The organism is Noviherbaspirillum pedocola (genome assembly GCF_016632335.1).
Classification (GTDB): Bacteria; Pseudomonadota; Gammaproteobacteria; order Burkholderiales; family Burkholderiaceae_D; genus Noviherbaspirillum_A; species Noviherbaspirillum_A pedocola.
On sequence record NZ_JAEPBG010000033.1, the window covers coordinates 1 to 24,001 of the forward strand.

Below are 24,001 nucleotides of genomic sequence, written 5' to 3' on the forward strand. Positions count from 1 at the left end.
GCTGCTCGAGCCTCTTGGTTATATCCCGCCGGCAGAAGCTGAGGCAAACTACTACAAGCAATTTACCCGTCAGACCACCTCGGTCTGACTCACACCAACCAGCCTCCTCCAAAGCCGGGGCGGTTCACACCTGTGGAAACTCAGTTGAGTTTTCGAACGTGAAGTTATGTTCTTTGTATTCGCGGCGCACCGAGAAAATTCCGCAACGTCCCTCTGTCTCTTCGGCATAGATCTGCCTGAACAAACCAGGGTAATGCAGATGTAAAAGCACGAGATTGATCAGATCACTTTTATTGAAGTCCGTACGGCCCAGGTCACTCTTATCAAGTTGCATGAGCAGCATGGCGTTGACGAAGCGTTTTACTTTTCGCATGTCGCCAACTAGGGGTAAGTACTTCGCTGCTAAATCTCCATCAAGAATGTCTGCTAACTCGCTAAGCACGGCGTTCAGTTTAAGCATCGTGTCTGACGGAATAGAGCCGAGTTGATTTTCTTGGCGTTGCCAGTCTCTCTTCAAGAAATCCCGAATGCTGGAGCTGTCGACAAACAAACTTAGCTTGACTGTCACAAACTTCTCAAGAAATTCCCGTGCTCTCGAGCCTTCTTCCTTGTTTGCAGCAAGCATCTCGGTGTCATAGCAAAGCACATAGGTCGCTTGAGAGAGCTTCAATGTGCGTCTCGTTGCGAACAAAACGTTGTTGGTAGTCTTCGCGTCTAAACGATCCAGATCATCAATGACGATAATCACGCGACGTTGAATTCGCTTGAGGACCTCGTCAATATCCTCAAGCAGCTCATCAACGGTCTCCTGTGACGGTTCTAAAGAAAGTTTGAAGCCGAGGAATGACAAGTCGGCTTTTCCTTTTACCAAGCGAGAATAACGTGAAGCCGCGGGCCGAAACTCAGGAGCAAAAACCTCTCGCTGGATCGCGGCGGATAAGTCCCGGATCAAACGTTCTGTAAGATCTGGCTCCGATGCATACCGGAGCGGTTCGAATCGACAAACAACGACTTTGTCTTTCGCGCTCTCCCAGTAATGCTCCGCGAGTTTGATGAAGCTTGTCTTGCCAATACCCCATGGCCCATCGACCCCAAAAATTAGCCCGGCGTGTACTCCACTTGTGAGTACAGTTTCCGCGAACGATTTGGCTTGTGCGCTACTTGCGAGAAGGTCCTCATCCTCGCGACTGATTTCCTCATCAGCGAGAAAGTACAGTTGTGGTTGCGTCTTTTTTGTCCGGGTTACCCTGTACTGTTGAACGATTGGGGACAACAGCATGGCGCAGAAAAGAAGAAAAATTGCAGGTGCCCAATAAGGATTTCCATGCTTGACCGCCGTGTGGAGATTGGCTAACCAGGGCGCGGCCAGGTCATTCGCCCAGAGGCCGATAGCAATGGTAGCCAACAGGTCGATGCGTTGGCTGTGAATGATTCGCGTGGCGGCAATGTGTGCGCCCCGTTTTATTGCGTAGATCAAGCATATTGGCACTCCGAGCAGCATCCACCCAACATTCATGTAGAGGGCTGCGGTAGACAACGTGAGAGCGAAGTTTGTACCAAGGTAGAAGGCGGCCCGCCAAACCTCCGCACCTACAAAACCAGTGGCGAGCGCCTTAACAAACACCAGCAACTCGGGCATTTTCATCACTGGCTTGTTAGCCGCCATTGTTTGCTCTCCTGAAGCTACAGTTTCGTTATGCGACTCAGACACAAGGCTCAGTAATACTGTCGAATATAGCTGTAAGCCTTTTCAAACAGATCCTCATCCGTATGCAGCTTGAATTTGAAGAGGGCCTTGCGCAAAGCCTTCTTCACCTCACGCTCGCCAGCCTGTGTGCCTTGCCAGCCTGGGAAGCGAACCAAACGCACGATCTCATCGATATCTGCGACGACGCGTTCGACGATGACAGGTGTCTCGGCCGTCTTGACCTCATTGAACAGCTCAGTCAGTGCTGCTTTGCCGCGATCTTCATCTTCTTCGGGCGGGACCTCCTTCTCGGCTTGCAGCGTCTCCTTGGCGATCTCCAGCAACTGCTTCAGAAACTCCACGCTATTGAGCTGCCCGGACTCGAAACGGTCCTTTAGCGCATCGAGCCGCTCTGACAGCATCTTGAACTTGGGATTATCCGCGTGACCACGCAGACGTCGTTTAAGCTTGATCTCGATTTCCTTGGCCTTCTTCGGCGTTGGATTCGACAGCACCGCATCGAGCAGGTCGGCGTCCAGAACCAAGGTTTCCAAGTTGTCCTGCACGACGTCGACATGCACGTTCTGATGAATCAGCTCGATCGTTTTAGCTCCCAGCGAATGCCAGATCAGCTTGCCGTTGCCGGTGGGTGGCTGCACCGATTCATAAACCTGGGATAGCCACTTGTAGTCCTTCTCGAAGGGGCCGAGGACGGTGTCCGGCGAAAGCGCCTCCCAGATCTTGTTGAGCACGCTGTATTCGCCAGCGAAGTTATCTCTCACCTCATTGTTGGGAAGGCACTCCTGCGCGGCAATCAGGCCTTCGTAACCCTGCAGGGTGCGATCGCAGCCTGAAAAAAAGGCCAGGCATTTCTGCATGGCCTCGGGCAGCTTGTCTTTCAGCTCCTGGATATTGCTGACTACCTGCTTGACGCTCTTGTCATCGAATTCCAAGGCTGCGGCCACGTCGTCGAAGATGCCGAGGTAGTCGACGATCAGGCCGTGGTCCTTCTGCTCGGAGTAGGTGCGATTCACACGGCAGATGGCCTGCAGCAGCGTGTGGTCGCGCAGCGGCTTGTCGAGGTACATCGCCTGCAGGATGGGAGCATCGAAACCTGTCAGAAGCTTTGCTGTGACGATGATCAGCTTCAATGGGTCGGCCGGGTCACGGAAATGATCGAGCAGTCGCTCTTCTTCGTCACGACTGCGGTCGTAGGGCGCGTACTCCGGATGTTCCTTCTTGTCGCCAGACTGGACTGACATCACGATGTCAGTGGCCTCAGTTGGCAGTAGCTTGTCCAGTTCAGCCTTGAACAGCAGGCACGACTCGCGGTCGAAAGTGACGATCTGACCTTTGAAGCCGTTGGGTTCGACCTTGGACTGGTAGTGTTGAACGATGTCCTCGCACACTTTGCGGATGCGGTCGGGCGTCTTCACCAGCACGGCCATCTTGGCGGCGGTCTTGGCGAGGTTATCTTTGTCCAGGTCCGACAGACCGCCGGTGAGATCTTTGTAGGCAGCGTCCAGTGCATCTCTGTCGATGCGTAGGTCAATCAGGCGAGGTTCGAAGTGCAGCTTCAGCGTAGCGCCGTCGCGGATGGATTCCTTGAAGCCATAACGGCTCATGTAGCCCTTTTCATCTTCCTCAGCGCCGAAGGCGTAGAAGGTGTTGCGGTCGTCCCTGTTGATCGGCGTGCCGGTCAGGCCGAAGAGGAAAGCGCTGGGCAGTGCCTCGCGCATCTTGCGGCCTAAATCGCCTTCCTGAGTGCGGTGGGCTTCGTCTACCAACGCAATGATGTTGCTACGGTCATTCAGGCTTCCGGTGGCCTCGCCGAACTTGAAGATCGTCGTGATAATGATCTTGCGCACGTCCTGTGCCAGCAGTTGTTGCAGCTTCTCGCGACTGTCAGCCTTTTCCAGGTTAGGAATGTCAGCTCCGGTGAAGGTGCTGGTGATCTGGCTGTCCAGATCGATGCGGTCTACTACGATAAGCACCGTCGGGTTTTTCAAGCCGGCGTGCAGGCGCAGCTTTTGTGCCGCGAATACCATGAGTAGCGATTTGCCCGAACCCTGGAAGTGCCAGATTAATCCCTTTCTTGGATAGCCTTTCAGCACTCGTTCGACGATCTTGTTGGCGGCTTCGAACTGCTGGTAGCGGCAGATGACCTTGATACGGCGCTTCTTATTGTCGGTAGCGAATAGTGTAAAGCTGCCGAGGATGTCCAACACCACATGGGGGCGCAGCATGCTCTCGACCGACAGCTTGAGTGACTTCAGTGGGTGGTGTTGGACATCGTCGCCATCGCTATCCAAATGCCATGGTCCCCAGTCCTTGATTGGCAAGCCGATCGAGCCGTATCGGTAAGCCTTCCCCTCCGTGGCCACGGAGAAAACATTGCAGACGAAAAGCTCTGGGACAAATTTCTCGTAATCGTCATGTACCTGCACTGCACCGTCCACCCAGCTAATGCATTTCTTGACTGGTGTCTTGGCCTCAATCAGCACAAGCGGCAAGCCGTTGACCAGCAATACCAGATCGGCACGGCGCTCGGTAGCTCCGGCTCGGTAGATAAATTGCTGGGTGACGATGTACTGATTTTGCGTTAGATCGTCGAAGTCGATCAGCCGTACTGGCACATGCTCATTGTTCGGACCGAAAGGCATGGAGCGCTCGCCGCGCATCCAGGCTGTCATTTCCTCGTTGGCACGAATCAGGCCATCCGATCGTACGGCCAGCACGATGGCGCGGAGTTTGTAGAGTACTTCGTCGGTGCGCTCAGGCTTGACCGCAATCTCCGGGTTCAGGCGAATCAGCGCATCCCGCAGCCAAGACTCAACCAATACCTCGTGAATCTGACGCGGCACTTCAAAAGGAGGGGTATAGCACCAACCTATGCCCTTCGTGCTGCCGCTGTAACTGGCTTTTAGTTCCTGGGGTCGATTAGTTGAGTCAGTCTTGATCGGGCCGGAGAGGAGATCACGGACATAGGCTTCGATGGTGTTTGATTCAGTAAATGACATTGCCAATAGTCTCCTCTCGCAACTTGCGCTTTATCTCAGCTGTTTGCTCACGTCGTTGCAGGATCTCCGCCTTCGCTTTAGCTATCGCATCAATGCTAGCTACTGCAGATTGTTGTTCTTCTAGGGGCGGTACTGGTATGTCGAACGCTTTAATCATCGCCAGGTTCAGATTGGGTTGTGCAGCACCCTGAGCCATCGCTCGGAGCGATAGGTACTTACCAGACAGGTAGTAAAAGACAAACCACGGATCAAAATCTGGGTTTGGATAGATTGCAGCGCAGGCTTGATTAACGGCCGCCTGTATGCCAAGCATACCGACTCGACCTCGTGTTGGCCCCTGCCCGTAAAGCGCCACCAAAACGGAACCTGGGGGGCACAGTTTTGCAGCAGACCCCTTTAGCCCCTCGGCTGTGATGTGCTCCTCCGTTGATTGAATGACGTAGTAATTAACCTCGCCGGTCTTTACCCAAGGTACGTCACCATTCCAAAACGTCGCATTGCTTCGACTCGGCGTCCCACCAGTCGTCACTTTGAAAGCTTCCCCAATCGGCCGCTTTTCCCATTTTTTGAGGTCCGCATCTAGCAAGTCTTGCATTGCCGCTTTTTGTAGCCTGTCTACTTCGTGTTCAGTGGTTCTTAACTCCTCTTCGACCACGGCGATTGCTTCGAAAAGTATAACTAACCGCTTTTGCTCCTCTAACGGCGGCAACGCAAACTCAAAATCTGCCAAGCTAGTCCAGTTGGTTCGAGGACTAAGCGAGCCAGCCGATGTACCTACCGCGTGATCGAAGAAGGCGTCGGTCTGACAAATGAATGGTAGCAATTCCGGCAATATAACTTGGGTGTCCTTGGCCTCCAATACATAGATGTCACCAGAGCACACGCCCACGAAATCTGCCACGGCAACCTTGCGCTGGTACGCCCGGCGCTTCCCGAACAGCACCTGTCCTGGTTGGAACACGCTGGTAAAGGTCACACCATCAACGACGTTGCCCCAACTGCGGATGCGCAAATCGCCGGGCTCCAAATGTTCCAGACCGACATAGCGGTCGAAGCCGTCGCCCAGTGGATCCTGGCTGCGCGCTTTTGAAAGTCGCACCACGTCGCCAAATCTAACTTTCGGCCATTTAACGTTCTTACTTGAACGAGTCATTGCAGTGTTCTTCATGACGATCAATTGATTACCAATACTCGTTCTTGCAAATGGATGACGCCATTGCACTTTCCGATACAGCGCAACTGAAGCAGGCGAGTTTCGGCCTCATTAAACTGCCGCTGAGATATTTGGGCCAACTGGAGCTTCGCTCGCTCACTGTTGACCATTTCAAGTGCGTGCTCCTCTCGGACCTCGCGCTTGTCGTTTCGATTTAGCCAAAGCGCGCGCAGAAGTGTCGCCTCAACGTCAGTGATGGCCTCTTGGGCGTTTCGAACAGCTTTGTTTAAGACATACAACCCAATGAACGGTAGCAACCAAGGTGGTGAGCTTGCATAACCTGCGCTAGCAATCACTACGTCCGGTCCTACATCCACCAGTTTCTTGAAGTTCAGAAAAACGTTGCTGACTTTCCAAGAACTACCGCCACTTCGGCCGAGGGAATTGAGCGTGATGAAGCCAAGCGTCTTCTGGTTAGTGCTGGCGCCTGAAGTTGCACGCGCGTTGATAAGCTTCTTTATGTCCACCGCGGCTTGTATGCCTGCTTCCAACGCATTAACGTCAGATTGCGGGAACTTCAAGGCGATCTCCTGCGTTGCGCTACGAACGAATTCACCTATATCCTCGCAACTCTCGAAGCTAAGCGCTGCGGGCTGATAAGCGTCTTCTGCTAACAGATCTAGCTCACTCTCCAATGCTTCCATCTTTTGCCAGAACGTACGTCCATCGGTTTGCCATTTTTCCCAAGCTGAGCGTAGCGATACCGCATCGCCCTTGTTGTCGCTGGCGACTGCCGCGGCAATACGCTTCACGTATAGCGGGATGGAAAGGTTCGCTCCGTTGGCGCTAATCTCGTCCAGCGTGGCGACCTTTGCAAAACCGGGCACATCTACAAATGCCTTGTAGGCAGCCAGAATGCGCTGCTGGTGTTCGCGCATGAGGAAGCTTTGAGCGCGCTCGCGGGTAACCTCATTTACCGCGTCGATGAAGATAACTTTGCTCTTGCGTGCAGCCATCTTCTTGCGGTTGCAGATGACGATGCATGACTCCATAGGGGAGTTGTAGAACAGGTTGGGTCCCAAACCGATAACGGCTTCGACCCAGTCTTGCTCAATCATCTTGGCGCGCATTGCCTGTTCTTCATTACGGAAAAGGACGCCATGCGGCCAAAGTACCGCACAACGCCCCTCGTTGCTGAGACTAGCTAGGATGTGCTGCTGAAACGCATAATCAGCACGACCCTGCGGTGGTGTACCCAGGAAATTGCGGCCCCACTTGTCACTACCCCAAGCGTCGCGGTTCCACTGTTTGATGGAATACGGTGGGTTGGCCAGGATCACATCGAACTGGCGCAGACGGTCGCCCTCAATATGCTTCGGATCCGCCAAGGTATCGCCCCGGATGATCTCGAAGTCTTCCACTCCATGTAGGAACAGGTTCATGCGAGCTATCGATGAGGTGATCAGATTGCGCTCTTGCCCATAGAGCTTGAGCGTCCGATATTCACCGCCGCAGCGCTTCACTTCATCCAAGGCTGAGATCAGCATGCCGCCGGTGCCGCATGTGGGGTCATAGATCGACTCGCCGGCTTGCGGCGCAAGCAGCTGCGTCATCAAATGGACGACGGTGCGGTTCGTGTAGAACTCTGCAGCCGTGTGACCAGAATCATCCGCGAACTTCTTGATGAGGTATTCGTAAGCATTGCCGAGCTCGTCCTCGGGAACGTTTGCCAACGACAGCGTCTGGGTGGAGAAATGCTCGATCAGGTTCTTCAGCGTCTCATCGGGCAGACGCTCGCGGTTGGTCCACGTAGCGTCGCCGAAGATGCCATCGAGCAGATCCGGGTTGGCCGTTTCAATGGCGCGCATGGCTTTTTGAATCGCGGCTCCGACGTTTTTTGGCGTCTGCCGTACGTCGTTCCAATGCGCCCCTTCGGGAATCTGAAAACGGTGGTTCTCGGCGAACTGCACGTAGGAGAGATCGCCGTCCGAGCTGGCCAACGTTGCCTGGTATTCCTCGTCCCACACATCTGATACGCGCTTGTAGAACAACAGCGGAAAGATGAACTGCTTGTAGTCGCCTGCGTCGATGAGGCCGCGCAGCAGCACGGCTGCGCGCCAGAGATAACTTTCGAGTGCTTGTTGGGTGATTCTGCTCATTGCAGCCACCCTCCTTCGGTCATGATTTGCGCGAGCCGCTCTTCGGCCTCGCGGCAGCGCGCAAGTGCGTCCTTGAAGGCGGCAATGGCTTCGGGCAGGGGTGGGATATCCTCCTGCAACGGTGGCAGTACGTAGCGGGAGATGTTCAGTGTCCAGTCCTCGGCTTTAATGTCGTCAAGCGACACCACGCGGACTGTGTCCTGCATGTCGCTAAAGCCGCGATACCAGCCCAGAATTTCCGCAGCGTGCTCGGGCTCCAGATAGTTCTGTGCCCTGCCGCGACGGAATAAGCGTGAGGCATCAGCAATTAGCACCTTCTTCTGGTGTTCGGCCGACTTGCGCTTTCTAAGAACCAGGATGCACGCGGCAAGCCCTGTCCCGTAGAAGAGATTTGGCGCGAGGCCAATCACGGCTTCGATGAGATCCATCTCGAGCAACTTCTGGCGGATGCTGCCTTCCACGCCTTTGCGGAACAGCGCCCCCTGTGGCAATACCACTGCCATGCGGCCGCTCCCTTTAGCCATCGACTTGACCATGTGCTGCACCCACGCGAAGTCTCCGCTGGAGGAGGGCGGCAGACCAGCAAAGTTGCGGCCGAAGGGATCGCTCAGCCATAGCTCTTCGCCCCACTTCTCCAGCGAAAACGGCGGATTGGCGATCACGCATTCGAAGGTAGCCAAGCGGTCGCCTTCGAAGAATGCCGGGCTGCGCAGCGTGTCGCCGCGCTCCACCTTAAAGTCCTCGATGCCATGCAGAAACAAGTTCATCCGTGCGATGGAGGAAGTGGTGAGATTCTTCTCCTGCCCGTAGAGCTTGCCCCATAGGCGCTTGACGTCGCCGTGCATCTCCTTGACGTGCTGCACCGCCGCCAGCAGCATGCCGCCGGTGCCGCAGGCCGGGTCGTAGATGGTCTCGGCTTCCTTCGGATCGAGCATGTCGATCATGAGCCGCACGACACTGCGCGGCGTATAGAATTCGCCGGCCTTCTTGTTGGTGGCATCGGCGAACTTCTTGATCAGGTATTCGTAGGCGTCACCAAGCAAGTCTGAATTGACGTTCTGGTTGCCAAACGGGAGCTTGGAGAAGTGCTCGATCAAATCCTTGAGCAAGGCATCTGACAGGCGCTCCTTGTTCGACCACTGCGCGTCGCCAAACACGCCATACAAGGTGTCCGGGTTCGCTTTCTCGATCTCTCGCATCGCATATTGGAGAGCTGCGCCAACGTTGCTTGCCTTGTCGCGTACATCGTTCCAGTGACAATCCTCGGGGATTTGGAAGCGGTGTGACTCGGGAAACCAGGCCAATTGTTCGTCGCCTGTTTCATCGACGATTTCTTGATACTCCTCATCCCAGACATCGCAGATGCGCTTGAAGAAGAGCAGCGGGAATATGTAAGTCTTGAAGTCAGCCGCATCTACCGGGCCGCGCAATATGTTGGCGGATTCCCATAGGTGAGATTCAACTTGACTAAGGGTGATGTGTTGCGCGTTCAATCGTATGGTCTTTCGTTATAGAGGGCTGCTGGATGCCCACACTAAACTTGGCTCAGTTCGGTTTTCTTCACCGGCTTGCAGTCATGTCGTACCTCTCCATGGTCCTTGGAGGGAGAGCGGTAGCCGGGAACCAACATCGCGTTCTTGACGCCATAGAGCGCCAGATCTCGAGTCGCCGACAAAGATCGAACGCCAAACCGCAACACCAAACCCTGTCTTCGGATCTCGCCAATAAACCGCACGCGCAACTCGACGAACGCGAGCCGATCGCGTTGCGGTTGGGTGAGGTCTGCAAGCTGCTCGTGTGACATTTGGTCGATGTAGACCGGTTGGCGGATACTTGTGCGGAGTGTTGCCGCAAGTATATGGTCTGCTCTAGAATCTGTCACGATTGCTTTGTGATTCGGGTATCCGTTGCCCTTTGATCAGCACATCGACGCATCAATCACGAGACAGCTACGGGCGCCATTCAGAATTTCGTAGAGTTTCATCTCAAGCCGGAGACGCTGGAGCGATATGGGTTGCCAGACATCCCATACTCCATCCCTATAGCCGACGCGAAAGCGGCACAACCCGATGAAACGGAACCGACACTGGCTGCGCTGCTGTACGGACTACAGCAGCGCAGCAGCGATGGAGACGCGCAGTGGCAGCAAGCCGAGCCTGCAATGGATCGACTTGCCGAACTGATCGCAGGCGACGACAACCGAAAGTTCATCCCTGCTGCCGGCGATAACTGGTGGCTTGAACTTGGTCCAGTCGATCTCGGCGCCAGGCTGGTCGCCGTTCAACGAGGTGACTCGCTGATTGCTGCCATGACTCCTCGCGACGATGGAACATTGCGGGTCGCCGTCTTTCGTCCATTGGACGCCAAGAGCGCGGGATATCTGATCGGTCTGAGCCAAAAGTCTGATCGGTCTGAGCCAAAAGCCCGATCCAGAGCACGGTGTATGCATGCGCGAAAACAACTGGGCGTATGCGCTGGATTGCACGTCCAGCTTTGGCAACGACTATGCCGCTGACCGAGGCGAGTCCTACCTGTCCTATTGGGAGAAAGGCCTGAGCATCAAATGGGATGGTTCCGAAATGCCTCAGTGGCGAGAACAGTTGAACCTCGTCGCCCGGCCGGCTGCCCAGGTGGCCGCGGAATTAAGCATCTCTCATTCCTTGCCCAGTGAAGAGGAACAGCTTGAGGCATCAACACAGCCGGCCTGGCGCAGTAAGCGCCAGCAAAGGCAAACCGTCCAGGCGCGCTTTCTGGGCTGCCTGCTGGGCGGCGCAGTCGGTGACACCTTGGGGGCGCCGGTCGAGTTCATGAGCCGGACTGAAATCCTTCGCCGTTTTGGCCCACAAGGCATCACGCAATACGCTCCGGCTTACGGCGGCCTGGGAACGATCACCGACGATACCCAGATGAGCTTATTCACCGCGGAAGGGTTGATCTGAGCTTGGGTGCGCGGTTGCTTCAAAGGGATGACTACCTATTCCGGCGTGACGGCCCATGCCTAACTTGCGCTGGCTGCGAACATAAGGCGAAAGTCCCATCCGCGACATCGAGTTCGGGACCGAAGAGCCGGGTTAGCTGTTTCAACAGCGTGCGCTTCATCGTCGTCGCGCACCAGGCAATACCTGTCTGGCAGCTTTGCGTGCGATGCCTTTGCTCGGCGAGCCGGCGAGTAACAACAGCAAGGGCTGTGGTGGTCTGATGCAAGTCGCGCTAGTTGGACTGTTTGCCTGGCGCTTGCGTCCGGATGGGTCGCCCGAGGAAACCTTCCAATTGGGCGCTGAGCTGGCAGCGCTGACTCATGGTCACCCGACAGGAGCGCTGACCGGTGGCGTGCTGGCTGTGCTGATCCTGGCGCTGACCGACGGCGCATCGCTTCCGGATGCGCTGACGGCTTCGAAGGCTATCCTGCGAACGAAGGCCAGTTTTGAAGAGACGATGCGCGCCATCGAAATGGCCGAGCACCTTGCTGGCGCCGAATTGCCATATGAAGTAGCCATGGCGCGACTGGGTCTAGGCTGGATCGCCGAAGAGGCGCTGGCGATCTCCATCTATTGCGCGCTGGTCGCTCGCAACTTCAAGCATGGCGTGATCCTGGCGGTAAACCACGATGGCGATTCCGATTCGACGGGATCAATCACGGGCAACCTGCTGGGCGCGATGCATGGCGTGAAGGCGATCCCCAGCGAATGGCTGGAGCCGCTGGAGCTGCCCGACGTCATCACCGAGCTGGCCCAAGACCTCTACTCATTCAAGGAATGGGAGATCGGTGAACACAGCGAAAATGAAGAGCTGAACCAGCGTATCTGGCGCAAGTACCCGGGATTTTGAATTGCGGCTTTCCGGCATGAAGGAACTCGGCAATGCAAGCACAGCGCAGCCGACTTTGCAATAAGCGACAAGTTGTTGGTGCTATCGGCCACCGCGGCGGTAGCAGGTCGCCATCCTGAAACATTCCAACGCATTGCACTTTTCCTCAACCCGAAGCACCTCTCAAAGCTGCCTACCCCGAGCCGACTCATCCGTCCACTTCCCCTTGCGTAGCGCCACAATCCTCGCCCCACGCTCTTCCGCAATCACTTTCGCCTCCTAGGTAAACACCGTCCCAACGACGATCACCCCATTGATCGCCGGCTCCCCAAGTCTTCGAAACGCCTGCAGCAGCGGCGCGGAATGCACCACGTCGCGCTCGGTGTGTGCACAGAGCACGAGCGTATAGACCCCGGCCGGATCGCTGCCCTTGACGATTTCATCGCGATACAGCGGCGGCACCCCGTCACGCAGTCGCGCACCGCTGACGCGTTCTCGAATCGAGGCTTTCATTGGATGGTCCTTGCGTCCAGCGTATGCATGCGGCTTCGATCAACGCAGCCAGGAGCAAGTTTCACGAGTCATTCCGCAGCGTTGTGTGCCTCTCACCATGTACACCCGCATTTGTCCCAAATCAAACCCATGCCCAAACAGCAAAGCGCTCCCCGGAAACCTGTCTAAGATGAAACGACGTACCGGCCCATAACGCCAGCGCGTGAGCAGGTACGTAAAAACATAACGACACCGGAGACACTCATGCGATTCTTCACCACCCGCAACCGCGCGGGCGGGCGCAGCATTGCCCGTTCCATCCCCGCAAAGTCCACGATCGCTATTGCCGTCACCGCCGCGCTGCTCGGCGCCTGCGGCGGCAACGACGACAACAACGCTTCATCCGGCTCTTCCAACGGCGCACAGATCAGCCAGCTCAACACACTGCAAGGCGCAACCAAGGACCTCACTGTCGAGCTGCACGAAGGCACCAACATGGCGGCGGCGCCATCGCCGGACGGCCAGCGCATCGTATTCAGCGCGCAGGGCGCGTTGTGGGTGATACCGATCAGCGGTGGCGCCGCCACCCGCATCACCAGCTGGCAGCTCGAGCCGACCGCGCCGGTATGGTCCCCGGACGGCAAGACGATCGCCTTTCAGAACTACGCGCCCGAAGGCAATTTCCATATCTGGACCGTCAATCCGGATGGCAGCAGCCCGACCGAGATCACTACCGGGCCCAACGACGACCGCGAGCCGGCCTGGCTGCCCGATGGCAGCGGCCTGGTGTTCTCCTCTGACCGCAGCAACGATGGCCAGTACAAGATCTGGAGCGTGACGCTCAACAGCCGCACACCCACGCAGATCACCAAGGGCACTGGCGCAGAAAGCAATCCGGTGGTGTCGCCGGACGGCAAGCAGCTGACCTATGTCGACAATGGCAATGTGATGACGCTTGCGCTCGGCGGCAGCGCCACGCCGGCCACGGTCGCGCCCGGCGCCGCGCCCGCATGGACGCCGACCGGCAACAACCTGGTCTATCAGAACGCGAACAAGGCGCTCCTGGTCGGCGGCAAGGAAGTCACCACGAATGAAGACCTGTTCCCGTTCCCGGTGCGCTATCTGCCCGACGGCCGCTTCCTCTATAGCGCCGACGGCAAGATCCGCATCCGCGACGCCGCCGGCGCGAACTCGCGCGATGTCAGCTTCACCGCGTCGCTGGCGCTGCGTCGCCCGGCGATCACGAATCCGAAGGACCGCGGCTTCTCCAACCTCGCAACACGCCAGGTGATGGGCATTGCCGCGCCGGCGCTGTCGCCGGACGGCAGGAGCATCGCCTTCGTCGCGCTCAACGACATCTGGGTGATGACCATAGGCCAGGCGCCGGTGCGGCTGACGAATGACACCGATCGCGACGGCAGCCCGCAATGGACGCCCGATGGCAGCGCGGTGTATTTCTCTTCCGAGAAGGGCAATGCCGGCCAGCTCGCGGTGGACCAGATCACCATCGCCACCAAGGCGCGCACGCGGCTGGCCTCGATCACCGGCAAATCGATGGTCACGCCGAAGATGTCGCCTACGGGAGACCGCATTGCCTACACCACGCTGTCGGGCCAGCTCGAGGTCTGGAACATTGCCAGCCGCAGCGCGCAGGTGATCCTGCCGTCGGTGAGCACCCAGGTCAGCACGCCCTCCTGGACGCCGGATGGCAGCAAGGTGATGGTCGTGGACAACGAGCGCATCAACAACCGCTTCCGCGAGGGTTACAACAAGCTGCGCGTGATCGACATCGCCAGCAAGCAGGGCACCTTCTATCCGGTGGCCGAGGCGCCGCGCCAGATCTCCGAGCGCGATGAAGGCGCGGCGGTGCTCTCGCCCGATGGCAGCAAGGTCGCCTTCATCATGGACTCGGTGCTGAACGTGATGCCGGTTGGCCCGAACGGCGCGCCGACCGGGCCGGCAGTGGCGATCACCACCGAAGCGGCCGACCTGCCGTCCTGGTCCGGCGATTCGAAGACCATCCTGTACAAGTCGGCCAACAAGCTCAAGACCATTGCCGCCGGCGGCGGCAGCGCGACCGAGGTCGCGGTCAACCTGCAATGGACGCCGGCCGCGCCGAGCGGCACGACGCTGGTGCGCGCGGGCGCGCTGTGGGATGGCAAGAACGCGACGCTGCAGCGTAATGTCGACATCCTCATCACCGGCAACCGCATCACTTCGATCAAGGCGGCACAGGCCGGGGCCGAAGCCGGGGTCGGGCGCTTCATCGATGCATCGGCGCTGACGGTGATGCCCGGCTTGTGGGATCCGCATATCCATCCGCTGACGCTGTATCAGGGCGGGCAGTTCGGCCAGATCGCGGCGCTGATGCTGTCTTATGGACTGACCTCGACGCAATCGGTGGCCGGGCCGCTGCACCAGAGCATCGAGATGCGCGAGGCGCTCGAAGCGGGCAACCTGATCGGGCCGCGCCTGTTCGTGTCGCCGCCGCTATGGGAAGGCAACCGGCTGTACTACAACTTCGCGCGCACGCTGCGCACGCCGGAGATTGCCGACATCGAGATCGCCAAGGCCAAGACCATGGGCGCGGACTTCCTGAAGTCCTATGTGCGCGCGCCGATACCGATCATGGTGCGAATCGCGCAGGCCGGCATCGACATGGGCGTGCCTACCGGCACCCACATGATCGCGCCCGGCGCGGCCACCGGCCTGGCCGGCACCACGCACCTGTCAGCGACGCAGCGCATGGGCTATGGCTGGTCCAAGTCCTTCGTCAACAGCATCACCTACCAGGATGCGGCGGACGTGCATGGCAAGGCCGACTTCCACCTGATCGACACGCTGTTCTCGGCCGGCGCGCTCAGTGCCCAGGATCCTGGCATCCTCACCGATCCGCGCTTCGTGCTGGTGCCGCCGAACTTCATCAGCGGCCTGCAGAATGCGCAGTCGCCGAGCGCAGCCACGCTGGACATCATCAAGCGTGATGCGCAGCAGCAGGCCAAGGTGCTGGCGGCTGGCGGTCTCCTGGCCAACGGCACCGATTCGCCACTGGTGGTGCCGGGCATCTCGCTGCACATGAACCTGCGCGCGGCGGGCTCGGTGCTCGGCAATCACCAGGCGCTGCAGACGGTGACGATCAATGCGGCGAAGATGGCATTCGTCGACAAGGATCTCGGTTCGGTGGAGGTGGGCAAGCTCGCCGACCTGGTGGCGGTGCGCGGCAATCCGCTGGATGACCTGAAGAACGCGGCCAATGTCGAGTATGTGATGAAGAACGGCAATGTCTACACGCAGGCGCAGATCCTCGCGCCTTTCCAGACGCCGCTGGCGCTGGCCGCGCGCCGCAAGGCCATCATCGCCTACAACCGTATGTGCAAGGCCGATCCGCATGAGTGTGGGGAGAATGGCATGCATGCGGACTAGGTGATGGCGAAGCACCGCGGATGGTAGCTGTCCGGCCATGCGCGGTGCGACACGCCGCATTGAAGCGCAGGGCGCGCCCACCACGGCGCGCCCGGTTCTGCCGGCAATGCCGACGCGCGTTTCCTTGTGCTGGCTCAGCATCCATCGCGCGTGCTGGCCTATGGTCTTCAGCAATGCCCATGCACTCCTCTCCGGCTTCATGGGCAGGGGAGCAGTCCCTTGCTTCACGCTGCGCCCATTTCCTCTCCTCACTTGCAGGAAAACGCCATGACCGTGAAAGACATCGGGCCGCAGCCGCAGGCCTTTGATCTGGAGGCAGCAACACGCGAGAACACCCATTACCGCAGCGTGGCCTGGAGCGGCCGCTATCTGCAGGTCACGCTGATGTCGATCCCGGTGGGCGCGGACATCGGGTTGGAAATGCACCCGGAGACGGACCAGTTCCTGCGCCTGGATGCCGGCAGCGGCCGCGCGCAGATGGGCCCGGCCAAAGACCAGCTGAGCTTTAATTGCGAGGTCTCGGATGGCTGGTGCATCCTGATCCCGGCTGGGACCTGGCACAACGTGACCAACACCGGCGACGTGCCGATGCAGGTATATGCGGTGTACGCGCCGGCGCATCACAAGCCGGGCAAGGTGCAGCCGACAGCGGCGGATGCCGAAGCCGATACCGATGACGAACCGGCGGACTGGTCGGTGCAGCCGGCCGGCACGCGCGCTGACCAGCACGTGTAAGGCTGCCGCCATCGCAGCGGGTGGCGCCACGTTTCCATGCGGCCCGGCGGGCGATGCCGGCCTGCGCAAAGTGGCCGCGCGCGCATGTGATATAGTCCGCCGCGTTGCACGGCAGAATGCCTGCCCCCACCAAGCCCGGTTTCATTTCAGCCTTTCCCTTCTCGGCTGCGCATGGATGCGTCATGTATGCGAAGCCGATTCCTTCATCCCGCGTTTCCATCCATGGCGTCGTCAACGCCGCGACTGCCTGCCCTGCCTGTCCGCTCATTCATCCGCGGCGGGATTGTTTATCAACGCTTGCCACCAGCGCTTGCGAAGCCGCCATCAGAATAAGCTGCATGCCTGCGACACGGGCCGGCGACATGGCGACAGCGCGGGGGAGCAAGCCATACCGGAGTTGTCATGCCCAAAGAAGAATTGCTTGAAATGCTCGGCCTCGTTACCGAAGTGCTGCCGGATTCCCGCTTCCGCGTCAGCCTGGAAAACGGACACCAGCTCATCGCCTATACCGCCGGCAAAATGCGCCAGCACCATATCCGCATCCTCGCCGGAGACAAGGTGTCGATCCAGATGTCGCCCTACGATCTCAGCAAGGGCCGCATTACCTTCCGTCATCTCGAGAAGCGCGGGCCGGTGAGCACGGGGTATCAGCGACGCCGTTAGACGCTGTCATGCGGCAAGGCATGTGCCGCGCCGGGAAGGCGCCGCACGGCTCGACAAAAAATAAAACCGATATCCTTAGGCGGTTTCGGGTTTCCCCTGTATATTGTGCGCCTGCACTTGCATCAAGCCGTCATTGTTGGTTTCTTTCCCGTCTTGCTCGTTCCGAGCCATTCCCGTTTGATTCGCTTCGGTTGTCCTTCTTGATTACAGGTGCATTTCGGGCCTCAGGCCCTTCTTCATCCATAGGAAATACAACATGAGCAATCAAACCGGCACCGTGAAATGGTTCAACGATTCCAAGGGCTTCGGCTTCATCACGCCTGACAACGGCGGCAACGATGTCTTCGCCCACTTCCAGGACATCCAGGCAAATGGCTTCAAGAGCCTGGCCGAGAACCAGCGCGTGTCTTTTGAGATCGGCAAGGGCCCGAAGGGCGACAAGGCGACCAATATCCGCGCTATCTGAAGCTTTCTGGCGCGATGCCGCTCGTGATGCAACTGCATCGCGCTTGATGGCATCGACGCCAGACGCTCAGCCGCACAGCGCCTGAGCGTCAACCAGGCCAGACAGTGAAACGCCTCTCCAGCGCAAGCCGGAGGGGCGTTTTCCATTGCCGCGCCGATACATTCAGACCTGCACCAGCTCGGTGTGCCCGAAACCCTTTTCGTAATCGAGCACGGATACGATCTGCGGGCGGACCTTCAGCAGAACGGTTTGCGCTGCCTGCGGCGTGCCGATCCATTGCGCTATCTGCGGAAAACGCTTGAGCATGCACGCGGTCGCATGTTCGATCTCTTCCGGCTCGGTGAGGAAGTCGGCGATCGCGGCCATCGACACGCCGCGGATGTGATTCCAGTCGGTGTAGTCGGCATTGATCGTCAGCGAGACCTTGTTGCAATGGCGGATGTTGTCCGCCTTCTGGCTGTTGGCGCCGATGCCGACATAGATCGTCATGCCGTCGTTCGCATAGCTGACCGTGGTTGCCTGCGGATAGCCGTCCGGACGGATCGTGGCCAGCGTGAGGTCCCGGCCCTGGTTGATGATGTCCAGAATGAATTCCTGTGTCGCCTTGTCCATGTTGCGCTCCTTCGCTGCGATGCGGCCGGTGTGAGGTCCAGGCTTGCGGCTGCGTGAGGACAGTGCGCTTACGCCTTCAGTGCCAACCGCCGAGTTCATGTCTTAATCGAAGGAGGCATAAACCATCTGCGATGCGTCAACAAGGCGCAAGGTATCAGCTGCGATGGCGCGCCGGTAAAAAACGTAACAGAACATGTGAAAAGCCTTTGCGCAGGGAAAACGCTCCTATATTCAGAGCATTCCCGCAGCAGCGCGGGACTCCGTGAAGGAAAGACATCATGCGCAGCAAGACTCTGATCTCGACAATTGCCCTTACCGCCATGCTCGGCGTTTCGCTCACCCCGGCCGCGCATGCGGAAGGAAGATGGGAGCGTGGCCATGGTGGCCATGAGGGTTATGGCGGTCATGGCCGGCATGGCGGCGACAATGGCGCGGCCATCGTGGCTGGCGTGCTGGGCGCACTGGTGATCGGCTCCGTGATTGCGAATGCCACCGCGGCGCCGAGTTACTCGCCGCCGCAGACGTATTACCCGCCGGCAGCGCCGACCTATTACGGCAGCGCGCCGACCTATTACGGCAACGCGCCGCAGTATGTGCAACCGGCGCCGCCGCAATCGTATTACCCGCAGCAGCCGGTGACGGTGCAGGGCGGCTATGACGGCTATGGCTATGCCGTGCCGCAACGCGTGGCCCAGCCGTATTACGGTTATTGACGCAGCAAGCTGGCAGGGTGGGTGCAACCCACACGTTGCTCGAACAAGCGCGTGGGTTGCACCCACCCTGCCAATGCGACTGCATCTCTACCGACGCGCATCAATCAGCGCCTCCATCGCATCCAGCGTATCCACCAGTTCGACCTCGAAATCGCCATCGGAAAAGTCGATGCCGAACTGCTGTTCCAGATGCATCACCAGGTTCATCATCGTGAACGAATCGAGGCGGCCGCTGATGAACAGCGATTCATCGTCGCGCAGGCCTGCGTGATCGGCATGGCTGGCAAGCGCCTTCTCGATGAAGGCGCGCAATTCCTGTTTATCCGTGGTGTTCATATCGAAGCTCCAAAAAGACTGGCCATGAACTTCAGTCGCTGCGCGAGCGTATGCACGCGGCTGCCGTCGCCGAAGACATGGATGCAGATGATGAAGGACCAGACGAACGCAAACGACCACGCGCGCCCGGCAAGGGAAGAGGGCGGACGTATGCCCCGGTTCGCGCGCACCTGCGACGCGGCAACGCCGGCGGCAAGGATCAGCGCATAGAACACATAGCTGGTGTAACTCGCAAAGGCATCAACCGGCCCGGCGGTGGCCACTTCCAGGATGTTGCGGCTGAAATGCCAGAGCGCGTTGCCGACGCCGGCGGCCATGAAAGTGGCGAAGAACATGCGCAGCCGCGGATGCGTCTTGAACATGCGGAAGAAGGTCGGCATGAAAAACAGATCGACCAGCAATTCCTTGAAGTAGTAATGAAAGCGGTTGAAGTAATCCATCAGGGTGCGCGCTTCAAGTGGCCGCCAGGAACCGCGTGGCAGCCGGTATCCCGCCAGGCGCGCGATGCCGATGAACAGATCGGCCCAGGCTGCGATCTGCAGCGCATAAGCCCCCGTGGCCAGCACCAGCGCGGCCCAGCCCATTGCCACGGGATACGGATGGCCGGCCAGCAGCGCATCGATGGCGTCGTGCGGATCGGGTATGCCGGCGCCATCAGCGAAAACGCGCTGCGCCGCATCGCGCAGCGCGAACAGCAGGTTGGCCCAGATCAGCAGCTTCACTGCCTTGATCTGCGTGATTGCGAGTTCGCGGCCCGGCGCAGACAGATGCTTGCGCAGAAAAGCCGCGCCCTTGCCGAAGGGCAGATAGGTCGGGCTCCAGAACGGCCGCAGCGCGGCCATTTGCATCGTCAGCGGCGATGGCGTGCGCGAGCGCAGGTCGGCGATGGCGAAGGGCAGGAACCACAGATAGGGCGCGAACACGAAGACGGCCGACCACAGCAGTGCGCGCGGCCAGCCGTGCGACAGGCCGAAGCTGCCGAGCACGCAGAGCAGCGCCTCCATCAGCAGCAGTGTGGTGAGTGGCCGTCTTGCCAGCAGCGACTGCGGCCGCGCCTGCACCCAGCGCAGCAGCGCCAATGCGGCGAGAAAGAACAGACCGAGAAAGCCCAACGCCAGCGGAATGGCGACAGCTTCGCCAAGCCGCTCCTGCAGCAGCACCGCGCGGATATTGTCGGCAGTGTCTACTTCATCGAGCGCGGTATTGAGAAAAGCACTGGCCCATGTGGCGGCGAACAGGATCGCGCCGCGCCGGACTGGCCATGCGGCTGCGGCCGATGCACCGGCCACCGCGAAGAATGTCGGCCAGGCGCCGAAATGCGGATACACGGCAATCAGCGCGATCAGCACGAGGCAAGCGCGGCCAACACCGGTCTGCGCGAAAGCAATGACGGCCTCGCGTCGATCGATGTCGAAAAGGCGCATCGCGCCGCTAGCAGGCGCCGCGGCAGACGGCTTCGCACTCATTGCGGCATGGTCCGCAAGAGGTGCAGCAGCGCCACGCGATCGACCTTGCCGCTGGCGTTGAATGGCATGTCGGGCAGCGCCACGATTTGGTGCGGCACCATGTAGGCCGGCATGCGCTCCTTCAATGCCGTGATCAAGTTGTCAGTGTCGATGCCTGACGCGCCGATGAAGGCCACGATGCCCTGCGCCGCGCCGTCCACCAGCGGCCAGGCGACCGAGCCGACCACATCGATGCCGGATGCGGCACGCAAATGCGCATCGACTTCATCGAGCTCGATGCGGTATCCGAGCACCTTGACCTGGTTATCGATACGACCCAGGCAATGAAAGCGGCCGGCCGCGTCGCGCAGCGCCAGGTCGCCGGTCAGATACCAGCGTTTGCCGTCGATGACGCGAAAGCGCCGTTCGGTGAGATCCGGGCTGCCGAGATAGCCCTGCGCCAGTTGCGCGCCGGCCAGCGCCAGTTCGCCGGTCGCATCGTGCGGCAGCATGCGGCCGTCATGGTCGACGATGGCTGCCTCGGTGCCGGCAAAGGGCGTGCCGATGGCGATCACATCGCGGCCCGGCGTGATCGGCGGCGGTTCGTCGACCCGCTGCGCCATGCAGCCCACTGTCGCTTCGGTCGGCCCATAGACATTGAAGATGGCCGCATGCGGCGCGGCCTCGCGCCAGGCGGCGACGATGGAAGCCGGCAACGCTTCGCCGCCGAACGCGGTCAGGCGCAGCGCGGGCAGGCTGTTGGCTCCCAGCGCGCGCATCTGGCGCAGCATGCCGACCAGCGACGGCACCGAATTCCATACCGTCACCCCGGCCTTGCGCGCATAGGCGACGGCGCTGAAGCTCGCCGCGGCTGGCAGCAGATGCAGCGCGCCGCCCGCATGCCAGGTGGCGAACATGTTGTGGGCCGAGACATCGAAGGCCAGCTCGGAGACGCCGAGCACACGGTCGTCCGCGCGCATGCCGAGCACTTCGGTGACGGCCTCGACATAGCGCCGGAATGCGCAGGCCGACACCATGACGCCCTTGGGCGTGCCGGTGGAGCCTGAGGTGAAGATGATGTAAGCGGTGGCGTCAGCAGCCACGAAGGCCGGCGCGGCAATCGCTTGCGGCAGCGACGTCGCGGTGATGAAGCCCTGCGGCGCCGGCGTTGTGCCGAGATGCATGCGCAGCGGCGGGCAATGTTCGATCACGCGGGGACTAAGCAGCCGCGCGCCGGCATCGTCGGTAATGAGGGCTGACAGATCGCATTGCCGGAACAATTCGATCAGCCTTTCCTCGGGCTGCTTGAGGCCGAAGGGCACGTAGGTCGCGCCGGCCCAGGCCGTGCCAAGCGCGGCCACGCAGGCGCCGACGCTGCGCGAGGCGAGGATGCCGACCCGCTGTGACGCGCCGGATGCCTGCACCGCGCCGCCTTCGATCAGGCCGGCGGCCGTGCGCGCGGCGCGCTCGGCCAGCTCGGCGTACGACAGCGTCTGGCCCTGGCATACCAGTGCGATCGCTTCCGGCGTATCGAGCGCACGACGATGCACCGCGCGGGCGAGATTGGCATTCTCGTTCAAGATCGGATCCTCGGATGTCTGCCGCCGGTCAAAAGGCGCTGCGTGGACTGTGCCACCTTGGCGGTCGGGTTATACGGATTGTTGCAAGCGCATGGTAAGCGAAGCGCATCGGCACGGCATCAACGGCGCGCGGAGAAGCACGTTTCTGTCATGCCATGTGGCCGCTGTGACAATTCCCGGTGGGGCGGTGCATCATGGCGCCCGGATCGATGAAAAAGGGGAAGACGATGAAACGCATGGAGGTGGATGTGGCCGTCATCGGCGCGGGCAGCGCCGGCATGACAGCCTATCGCGCGGCGCTGGCGCATACGGACCGGGTCGTGGTCATCGACAGCGGCGCTTACGGCACCACCTGCGCGCGCGTGGGCTGCATGCCGAGCAAACTGTTGATTGCCGCCGCCGATGCCGCGCATGCGGCGCAGGAAGCCGGCCGCTTCGGCATCGCCGTGGATGGCGTGCGCATCGATGGCGCGGCGGTGATGCGCCGGGTGCGCGAGGAGCGTGACCGGTTCGTCGGCTTCGTGCTCGAGGCGGTGCAAGGCTGGCCAGAGGAGCACAAGCTGCATGGCGCCGCGCGCTTTGTCGCGCCGCATCGGCTGCGCGTGGGCGAGGATATCGAGGTCGAGGCGGGCCGCGTGGTGATCGCCACCGGGTCGAGCCCGGTGCTGCCGCCGGGCTGGCGCGAAGCGCTCGGCGCGCGGCTGATCGTCAATGACGATGTGTTTTCGTGGACCGATCTGCCGCGCTCGGTTGCCGTGGCCGGCGCCGGCGTGATCGGGCTGGAATTGTCGCAGGCGCTGCACCGGCTCGGCGTGCGGGTGCGGCTGCTGGGACGCGGCGGCAATGTCGGTCCGCTGTCGGATCCGGCGGTGGTCGAGGCGGCGCGCGCCATCTTTTGCGATGCGCTGCCGTTCGCGCCGTACGCCGAGGATGTGCATGCCAGCCTGGAAGGCGATGCGGTGCGGGTGGACTTCAGCGAAGGCGGCACGCAGCGCAGCGAGCACTTCGATTTCCTGCTGGCTGCGGTCGGCCGGCGTGCCAATCTGAAAGATCTCGGTTTGCAGCATGCCGGCATCGGTCTGGATGAATTCAGCGTGCCGCATGCCGACCGCCATACCGGGCGCATCGGCGACAGCTACGTCTTCCTCGCCGGCGATGCCGCCAGCGATGTGCCGCTGCTGCATGAGGCTGCCGACGATGGCTTCATCGCCGGCGACAATGCCGGCTGCTATCCCGATGTCAGGCAAAGGATGCGCCGCGCGCGCCTCGGCATCGTCTTCACCGATCCGCAGATCGCCATCGTCGGCGCCGGCCATGCGGCCTTGAAGGAAGCGGGCACGCGCTTCGAAGTTGGCGAAGTGAATTTCGACGACCAGGGCCGCAGCCGCGTGATGGCGCAGAACCGCGGCCTGTTGCGCGTGTATGGCGATCCGGACAGCGGTCTGTTCCTCGGCGCGGAAATGATCTGCCCGGCTGCCGAGCATCTCGGCCATCTGCTGGCCTGGGCGCTGCAGCAGCATCAGACGGTGCGGCAGATGGTCGACAGCCCCTTCTACCATCCGACCGTCGAGGAGGGCTTGCGCAGCGCGCTGCGCCAGTTGCTGCGGCGGCTCAAGCCGGCCAGGCCGGATCCGGAGCGCTGCAAGGATTGCACGCCGGGGACGTGAGCGGCCCGGCTTGCAAACTACAGTGGCAGCCGCCGCGAGGACC

Annotated in this window: 19 protein-coding genes and 1 pseudogene; 8 read left to right on the forward strand and 12 right to left on the reverse strand. The window is 60.1% G+C overall.

Features of this window, described 5'->3' with window-relative positions; genetic code table 11:
* Positions 1-124 precede the first annotated feature (124 nt).
* From JJB74_RS30595 to JJB74_RS30625, 7 genes and pseudogenes are all read right to left on the reverse strand, one after another.
* Positions 125-1,666 (reverse strand): KAP family NTPase, encoded by a 1,542-nt coding sequence (locus JJB74_RS30595; protein WP_234485001.1) that lies wholly within the window; start codon positions 1,664-1,666, stop codon positions 125-127.
* A 50-nt stretch (positions 1,667-1,716) separates the two neighbouring features.
* Positions 1,717-4,707, reverse strand: a complete 2,991-nt coding sequence (locus JJB74_RS30600) for a type I restriction endonuclease subunit R (RefSeq protein ID WP_200598355.1) — start codon at positions 4,705-4,707, stop codon at positions 1,717-1,719.
* A complete protein-coding gene (locus JJB74_RS30605; protein ID WP_200598356.1) occupies positions 4,694-5,875 on the reverse strand; it encodes a restriction endonuclease subunit S in 1,182 nt (393 codons plus the stop codon). Before JJB74_RS30605 ends, JJB74_RS30600 begins: the two co-directional genes overlap by 14 nt.
* A 5-nt stretch (positions 5,876-5,880) precedes the next feature.
* Positions 5,881-8,019 (reverse strand): type I restriction-modification system subunit M, encoded by a 2,139-nt coding sequence (locus JJB74_RS30610; protein ID WP_234485002.1) that lies wholly within the window; start codon positions 8,017-8,019, stop codon positions 5,881-5,883.
* On the reverse strand, positions 8,016-9,512 hold the full coding sequence (locus tag JJB74_RS30615) for a type I restriction-modification system subunit M (protein ID WP_200598357.1): 1,497 nt from the start codon (positions 9,510-9,512) through the stop codon (positions 8,016-8,018). Before JJB74_RS30615 ends, JJB74_RS30610 begins: the two co-directional genes overlap by 4 nt.
* A gap of 152 nt (positions 9,513-9,664) precedes the next feature.
* Positions 9,665-9,823: pseudogene (locus tag JJB74_RS30620) on the reverse strand (WYL domain-containing protein); the annotation flags it as partial.
* Between the two features lie 303 nt (positions 9,824-10,126).
* Complete coding sequence (locus JJB74_RS30625; protein WP_200598358.1) at positions 10,127-10,303, reverse strand: hypothetical protein; 177 nt, start codon at positions 10,301-10,303, stop codon at positions 10,127-10,129.
* Between the two features lie 163 nt (positions 10,304-10,466).
* Between JJB74_RS30625 and JJB74_RS30630 the strand changes: the two genes are divergently transcribed.
* Entirely contained in the window at positions 10,467-10,958 is a 492-nt protein-coding gene (locus tag JJB74_RS30630; RefSeq protein WP_200598359.1) for an ADP-ribosylglycohydrolase family protein, read from the forward strand.
* A 211-nt stretch (positions 10,959-11,169) separates the two neighbouring features.
* A complete protein-coding gene (locus tag JJB74_RS30635; protein ID WP_234485003.1) occupies positions 11,170-11,847 on the forward strand; it encodes an ADP-ribosylglycohydrolase family protein in 678 nt (225 codons plus the stop codon).
* 258 nt (positions 11,848-12,105) lie between these two features.
* Here the strand turns inward: JJB74_RS30635 and JJB74_RS30640 are convergent, their stop codons facing one another.
* On the reverse strand, positions 12,106-12,339 hold the full coding sequence (locus JJB74_RS30640; RefSeq protein WP_200598360.1) for a hypothetical protein: 234 nt from the start codon (positions 12,337-12,339) through the stop codon (positions 12,106-12,108).
* Between the two features lie 243 nt (positions 12,340-12,582).
* Between JJB74_RS30640 and JJB74_RS30645 the strand changes: the two genes are divergently transcribed.
* The 4 genes from JJB74_RS30645 to JJB74_RS30660 all read left to right on the forward strand — a co-directional run bounded on the left by JJB74_RS30645 (position 12,583) and on the right by JJB74_RS30660 (position 17,605).
* Positions 12,583-15,741: an amidohydrolase family protein gene (locus JJB74_RS30645; protein ID WP_200598361.1), complete on the forward strand. Its 3,159-nt coding sequence runs from the start codon at positions 12,583-12,585 to the stop codon at positions 15,739-15,741.
* A gap of 267 nt (positions 15,742-16,008) precedes the next feature.
* Complete coding sequence (locus JJB74_RS30650) at positions 16,009-16,476, forward strand: cupin domain-containing protein (protein ID WP_200598362.1); 468 nt, start codon at positions 16,009-16,011, stop codon at positions 16,474-16,476.
* Positions 16,477-16,878: 402 nt separating this feature from the next.
* Positions 16,879-17,139 carry a translation initiation factor IF-1 gene (gene infA / locus JJB74_RS30655; protein WP_200598363.1) on the forward strand — a complete coding sequence of 87 codons (261 nt, stop codon included), beginning with the start codon at positions 16,879-16,881 and terminating at the stop codon, positions 17,137-17,139.
* Between the two features lie 256 nt (positions 17,140-17,395).
* Entirely contained in the window at positions 17,396-17,605 is a 210-nt protein-coding gene (locus JJB74_RS30660; protein ID WP_200598364.1) for a cold-shock protein, read from the forward strand.
* Positions 17,606-17,767: 162 nt separating this feature from the next.
* Here the strand turns inward: JJB74_RS30660 and JJB74_RS30665 are convergent, their stop codons facing one another.
* Entirely contained in the window at positions 17,768-18,217 is a 450-nt protein-coding gene (locus JJB74_RS30665; RefSeq protein WP_200598365.1) for a pyridoxamine 5'-phosphate oxidase family protein, read from the reverse strand.
* Positions 18,218-18,495: 278 nt separating this feature from the next.
* On the opposite strand from JJB74_RS30665, the gene JJB74_RS30670 reads away from it, so the two are divergent.
* Positions 18,496-18,930 carry a hypothetical protein gene (locus JJB74_RS30670; RefSeq protein WP_200598366.1) on the forward strand — a complete coding sequence of 145 codons (435 nt, stop codon included), beginning with the start codon at positions 18,496-18,498 and terminating at the stop codon, positions 18,928-18,930.
* Positions 18,931-19,017: 87 nt separating this feature from the next.
* Here JJB74_RS30670 and JJB74_RS30675 read toward each other — a convergent pair whose 3' ends face one another.
* The 3 genes from JJB74_RS30675 to JJB74_RS30685 are packed head-to-tail and all read right to left on the reverse strand — an operon-like array spanning position 19,018 to position 22,291.
* Complete coding sequence (locus JJB74_RS30675) at positions 19,018-19,266, reverse strand: acyl carrier protein (protein ID WP_200598367.1); 249 nt, start codon at positions 19,264-19,266, stop codon at positions 19,018-19,020.
* Complete coding sequence (locus JJB74_RS30680; RefSeq protein WP_200598368.1) at positions 19,263-20,732, reverse strand: hypothetical protein; 1,470 nt, start codon at positions 20,730-20,732, stop codon at positions 19,263-19,265. The genes JJB74_RS30675 and JJB74_RS30680 overlap by 4 nt, the downstream gene beginning before the upstream one ends.
* Complete coding sequence (locus JJB74_RS30685) at positions 20,729-22,291, reverse strand: amino acid adenylation domain-containing protein (protein WP_200598369.1); 1,563 nt, start codon at positions 22,289-22,291, stop codon at positions 20,729-20,731. Before JJB74_RS30685 ends, JJB74_RS30680 begins: the two co-directional genes overlap by 4 nt.
* A 227-nt stretch (positions 22,292-22,518) precedes the next feature.
* Here JJB74_RS30685 and JJB74_RS30690 point away from each other — a divergent pair, with 227 nt between their 5' ends.
* On the forward strand, positions 22,519-23,958 hold the full coding sequence (locus JJB74_RS30690; RefSeq protein WP_200598370.1) for a dihydrolipoyl dehydrogenase: 1,440 nt from the start codon (positions 22,519-22,521) through the stop codon (positions 23,956-23,958).
* Positions 23,959-24,001: the final 43 nt, after the last annotated feature.

Excerpts from the sequence above, each read along its gene's own strand:
- JJB74_RS30630 (WP_200598359.1), top strand. The coding sequence starts at position 10,467 with ATGCGCGAAAACAACTGGGCGTATGCGCTGGATTGCACGTCCAGCTTT.
- JJB74_RS30650 (WP_200598362.1), top strand. The coding sequence starts at position 16,009 with ATGACCGTGAAAGACATCGGGCCGCAGCCGCAGGCCTTTGATCTGGAG.
- JJB74_RS30600 (WP_200598355.1), bottom strand. The coding sequence starts at position 4,707 with ATGTCATTTACTGAATCAAACACCATCGAAGCCTATGTCCGTGATCTC.
- JJB74_RS30680 (WP_200598368.1), bottom strand. The coding sequence starts at position 20,732 with ATGAGTGCGAAGCCGTCTGCCGCGGCGCCTGCTAGCGGCGCGATGCGC.
- JJB74_RS30610 (WP_234485002.1), bottom strand. The coding sequence starts at position 8,019 with ATGAGCAGAATCACCCAACAAGCACTCGAAAGTTATCTCTGGCGCGCA.
- JJB74_RS30690 (WP_200598370.1), top strand. The coding sequence starts at position 22,519 with ATGAAACGCATGGAGGTGGATGTGGCCGTCATCGGCGCGGGCAGCGCC.
- JJB74_RS30605 (WP_200598356.1), bottom strand. The coding sequence starts at position 5,875 with ATGAAGAACACTGCAATGACTCGTTCAAGTAAGAACGTTAAATGGCCG.
- JJB74_RS30595 (WP_234485001.1), bottom strand. The coding sequence starts at position 1,666 with ATGGCGGCTAACAAGCCAGTGATGAAAATGCCCGAGTTGCTGGTGTTT.
- JJB74_RS30675 (WP_200598367.1), bottom strand. The coding sequence starts at position 19,266 with ATGAACACCACGGATAAACAGGAATTGCGCGCCTTCATCGAGAAGGCG.
- JJB74_RS30670 (WP_200598366.1), top strand. The coding sequence starts at position 18,496 with ATGCGCAGCAAGACTCTGATCTCGACAATTGCCCTTACCGCCATGCTC.
- JJB74_RS30640 (WP_200598360.1), bottom strand. The coding sequence starts at position 12,339 with ATGAAAGCCTCGATTCGAGAACGCGTCAGCGGTGCGCGACTGCGTGAC.
- infA (WP_200598363.1), top strand. The coding sequence starts at position 16,879 with ATGCCCAAAGAAGAATTGCTTGAAATGCTCGGCCTCGTTACCGAAGTG.
- JJB74_RS30665 (WP_200598365.1), bottom strand. The coding sequence starts at position 18,217 with ATGGACAAGGCGACACAGGAATTCATTCTGGACATCATCAACCAGGGC.
- JJB74_RS30645 (WP_200598361.1), top strand. The coding sequence starts at position 12,583 with ATGCGATTCTTCACCACCCGCAACCGCGCGGGCGGGCGCAGCATTGCC.
- JJB74_RS30660 (WP_200598364.1), top strand. The coding sequence starts at position 17,396 with ATGAGCAATCAAACCGGCACCGTGAAATGGTTCAACGATTCCAAGGGC.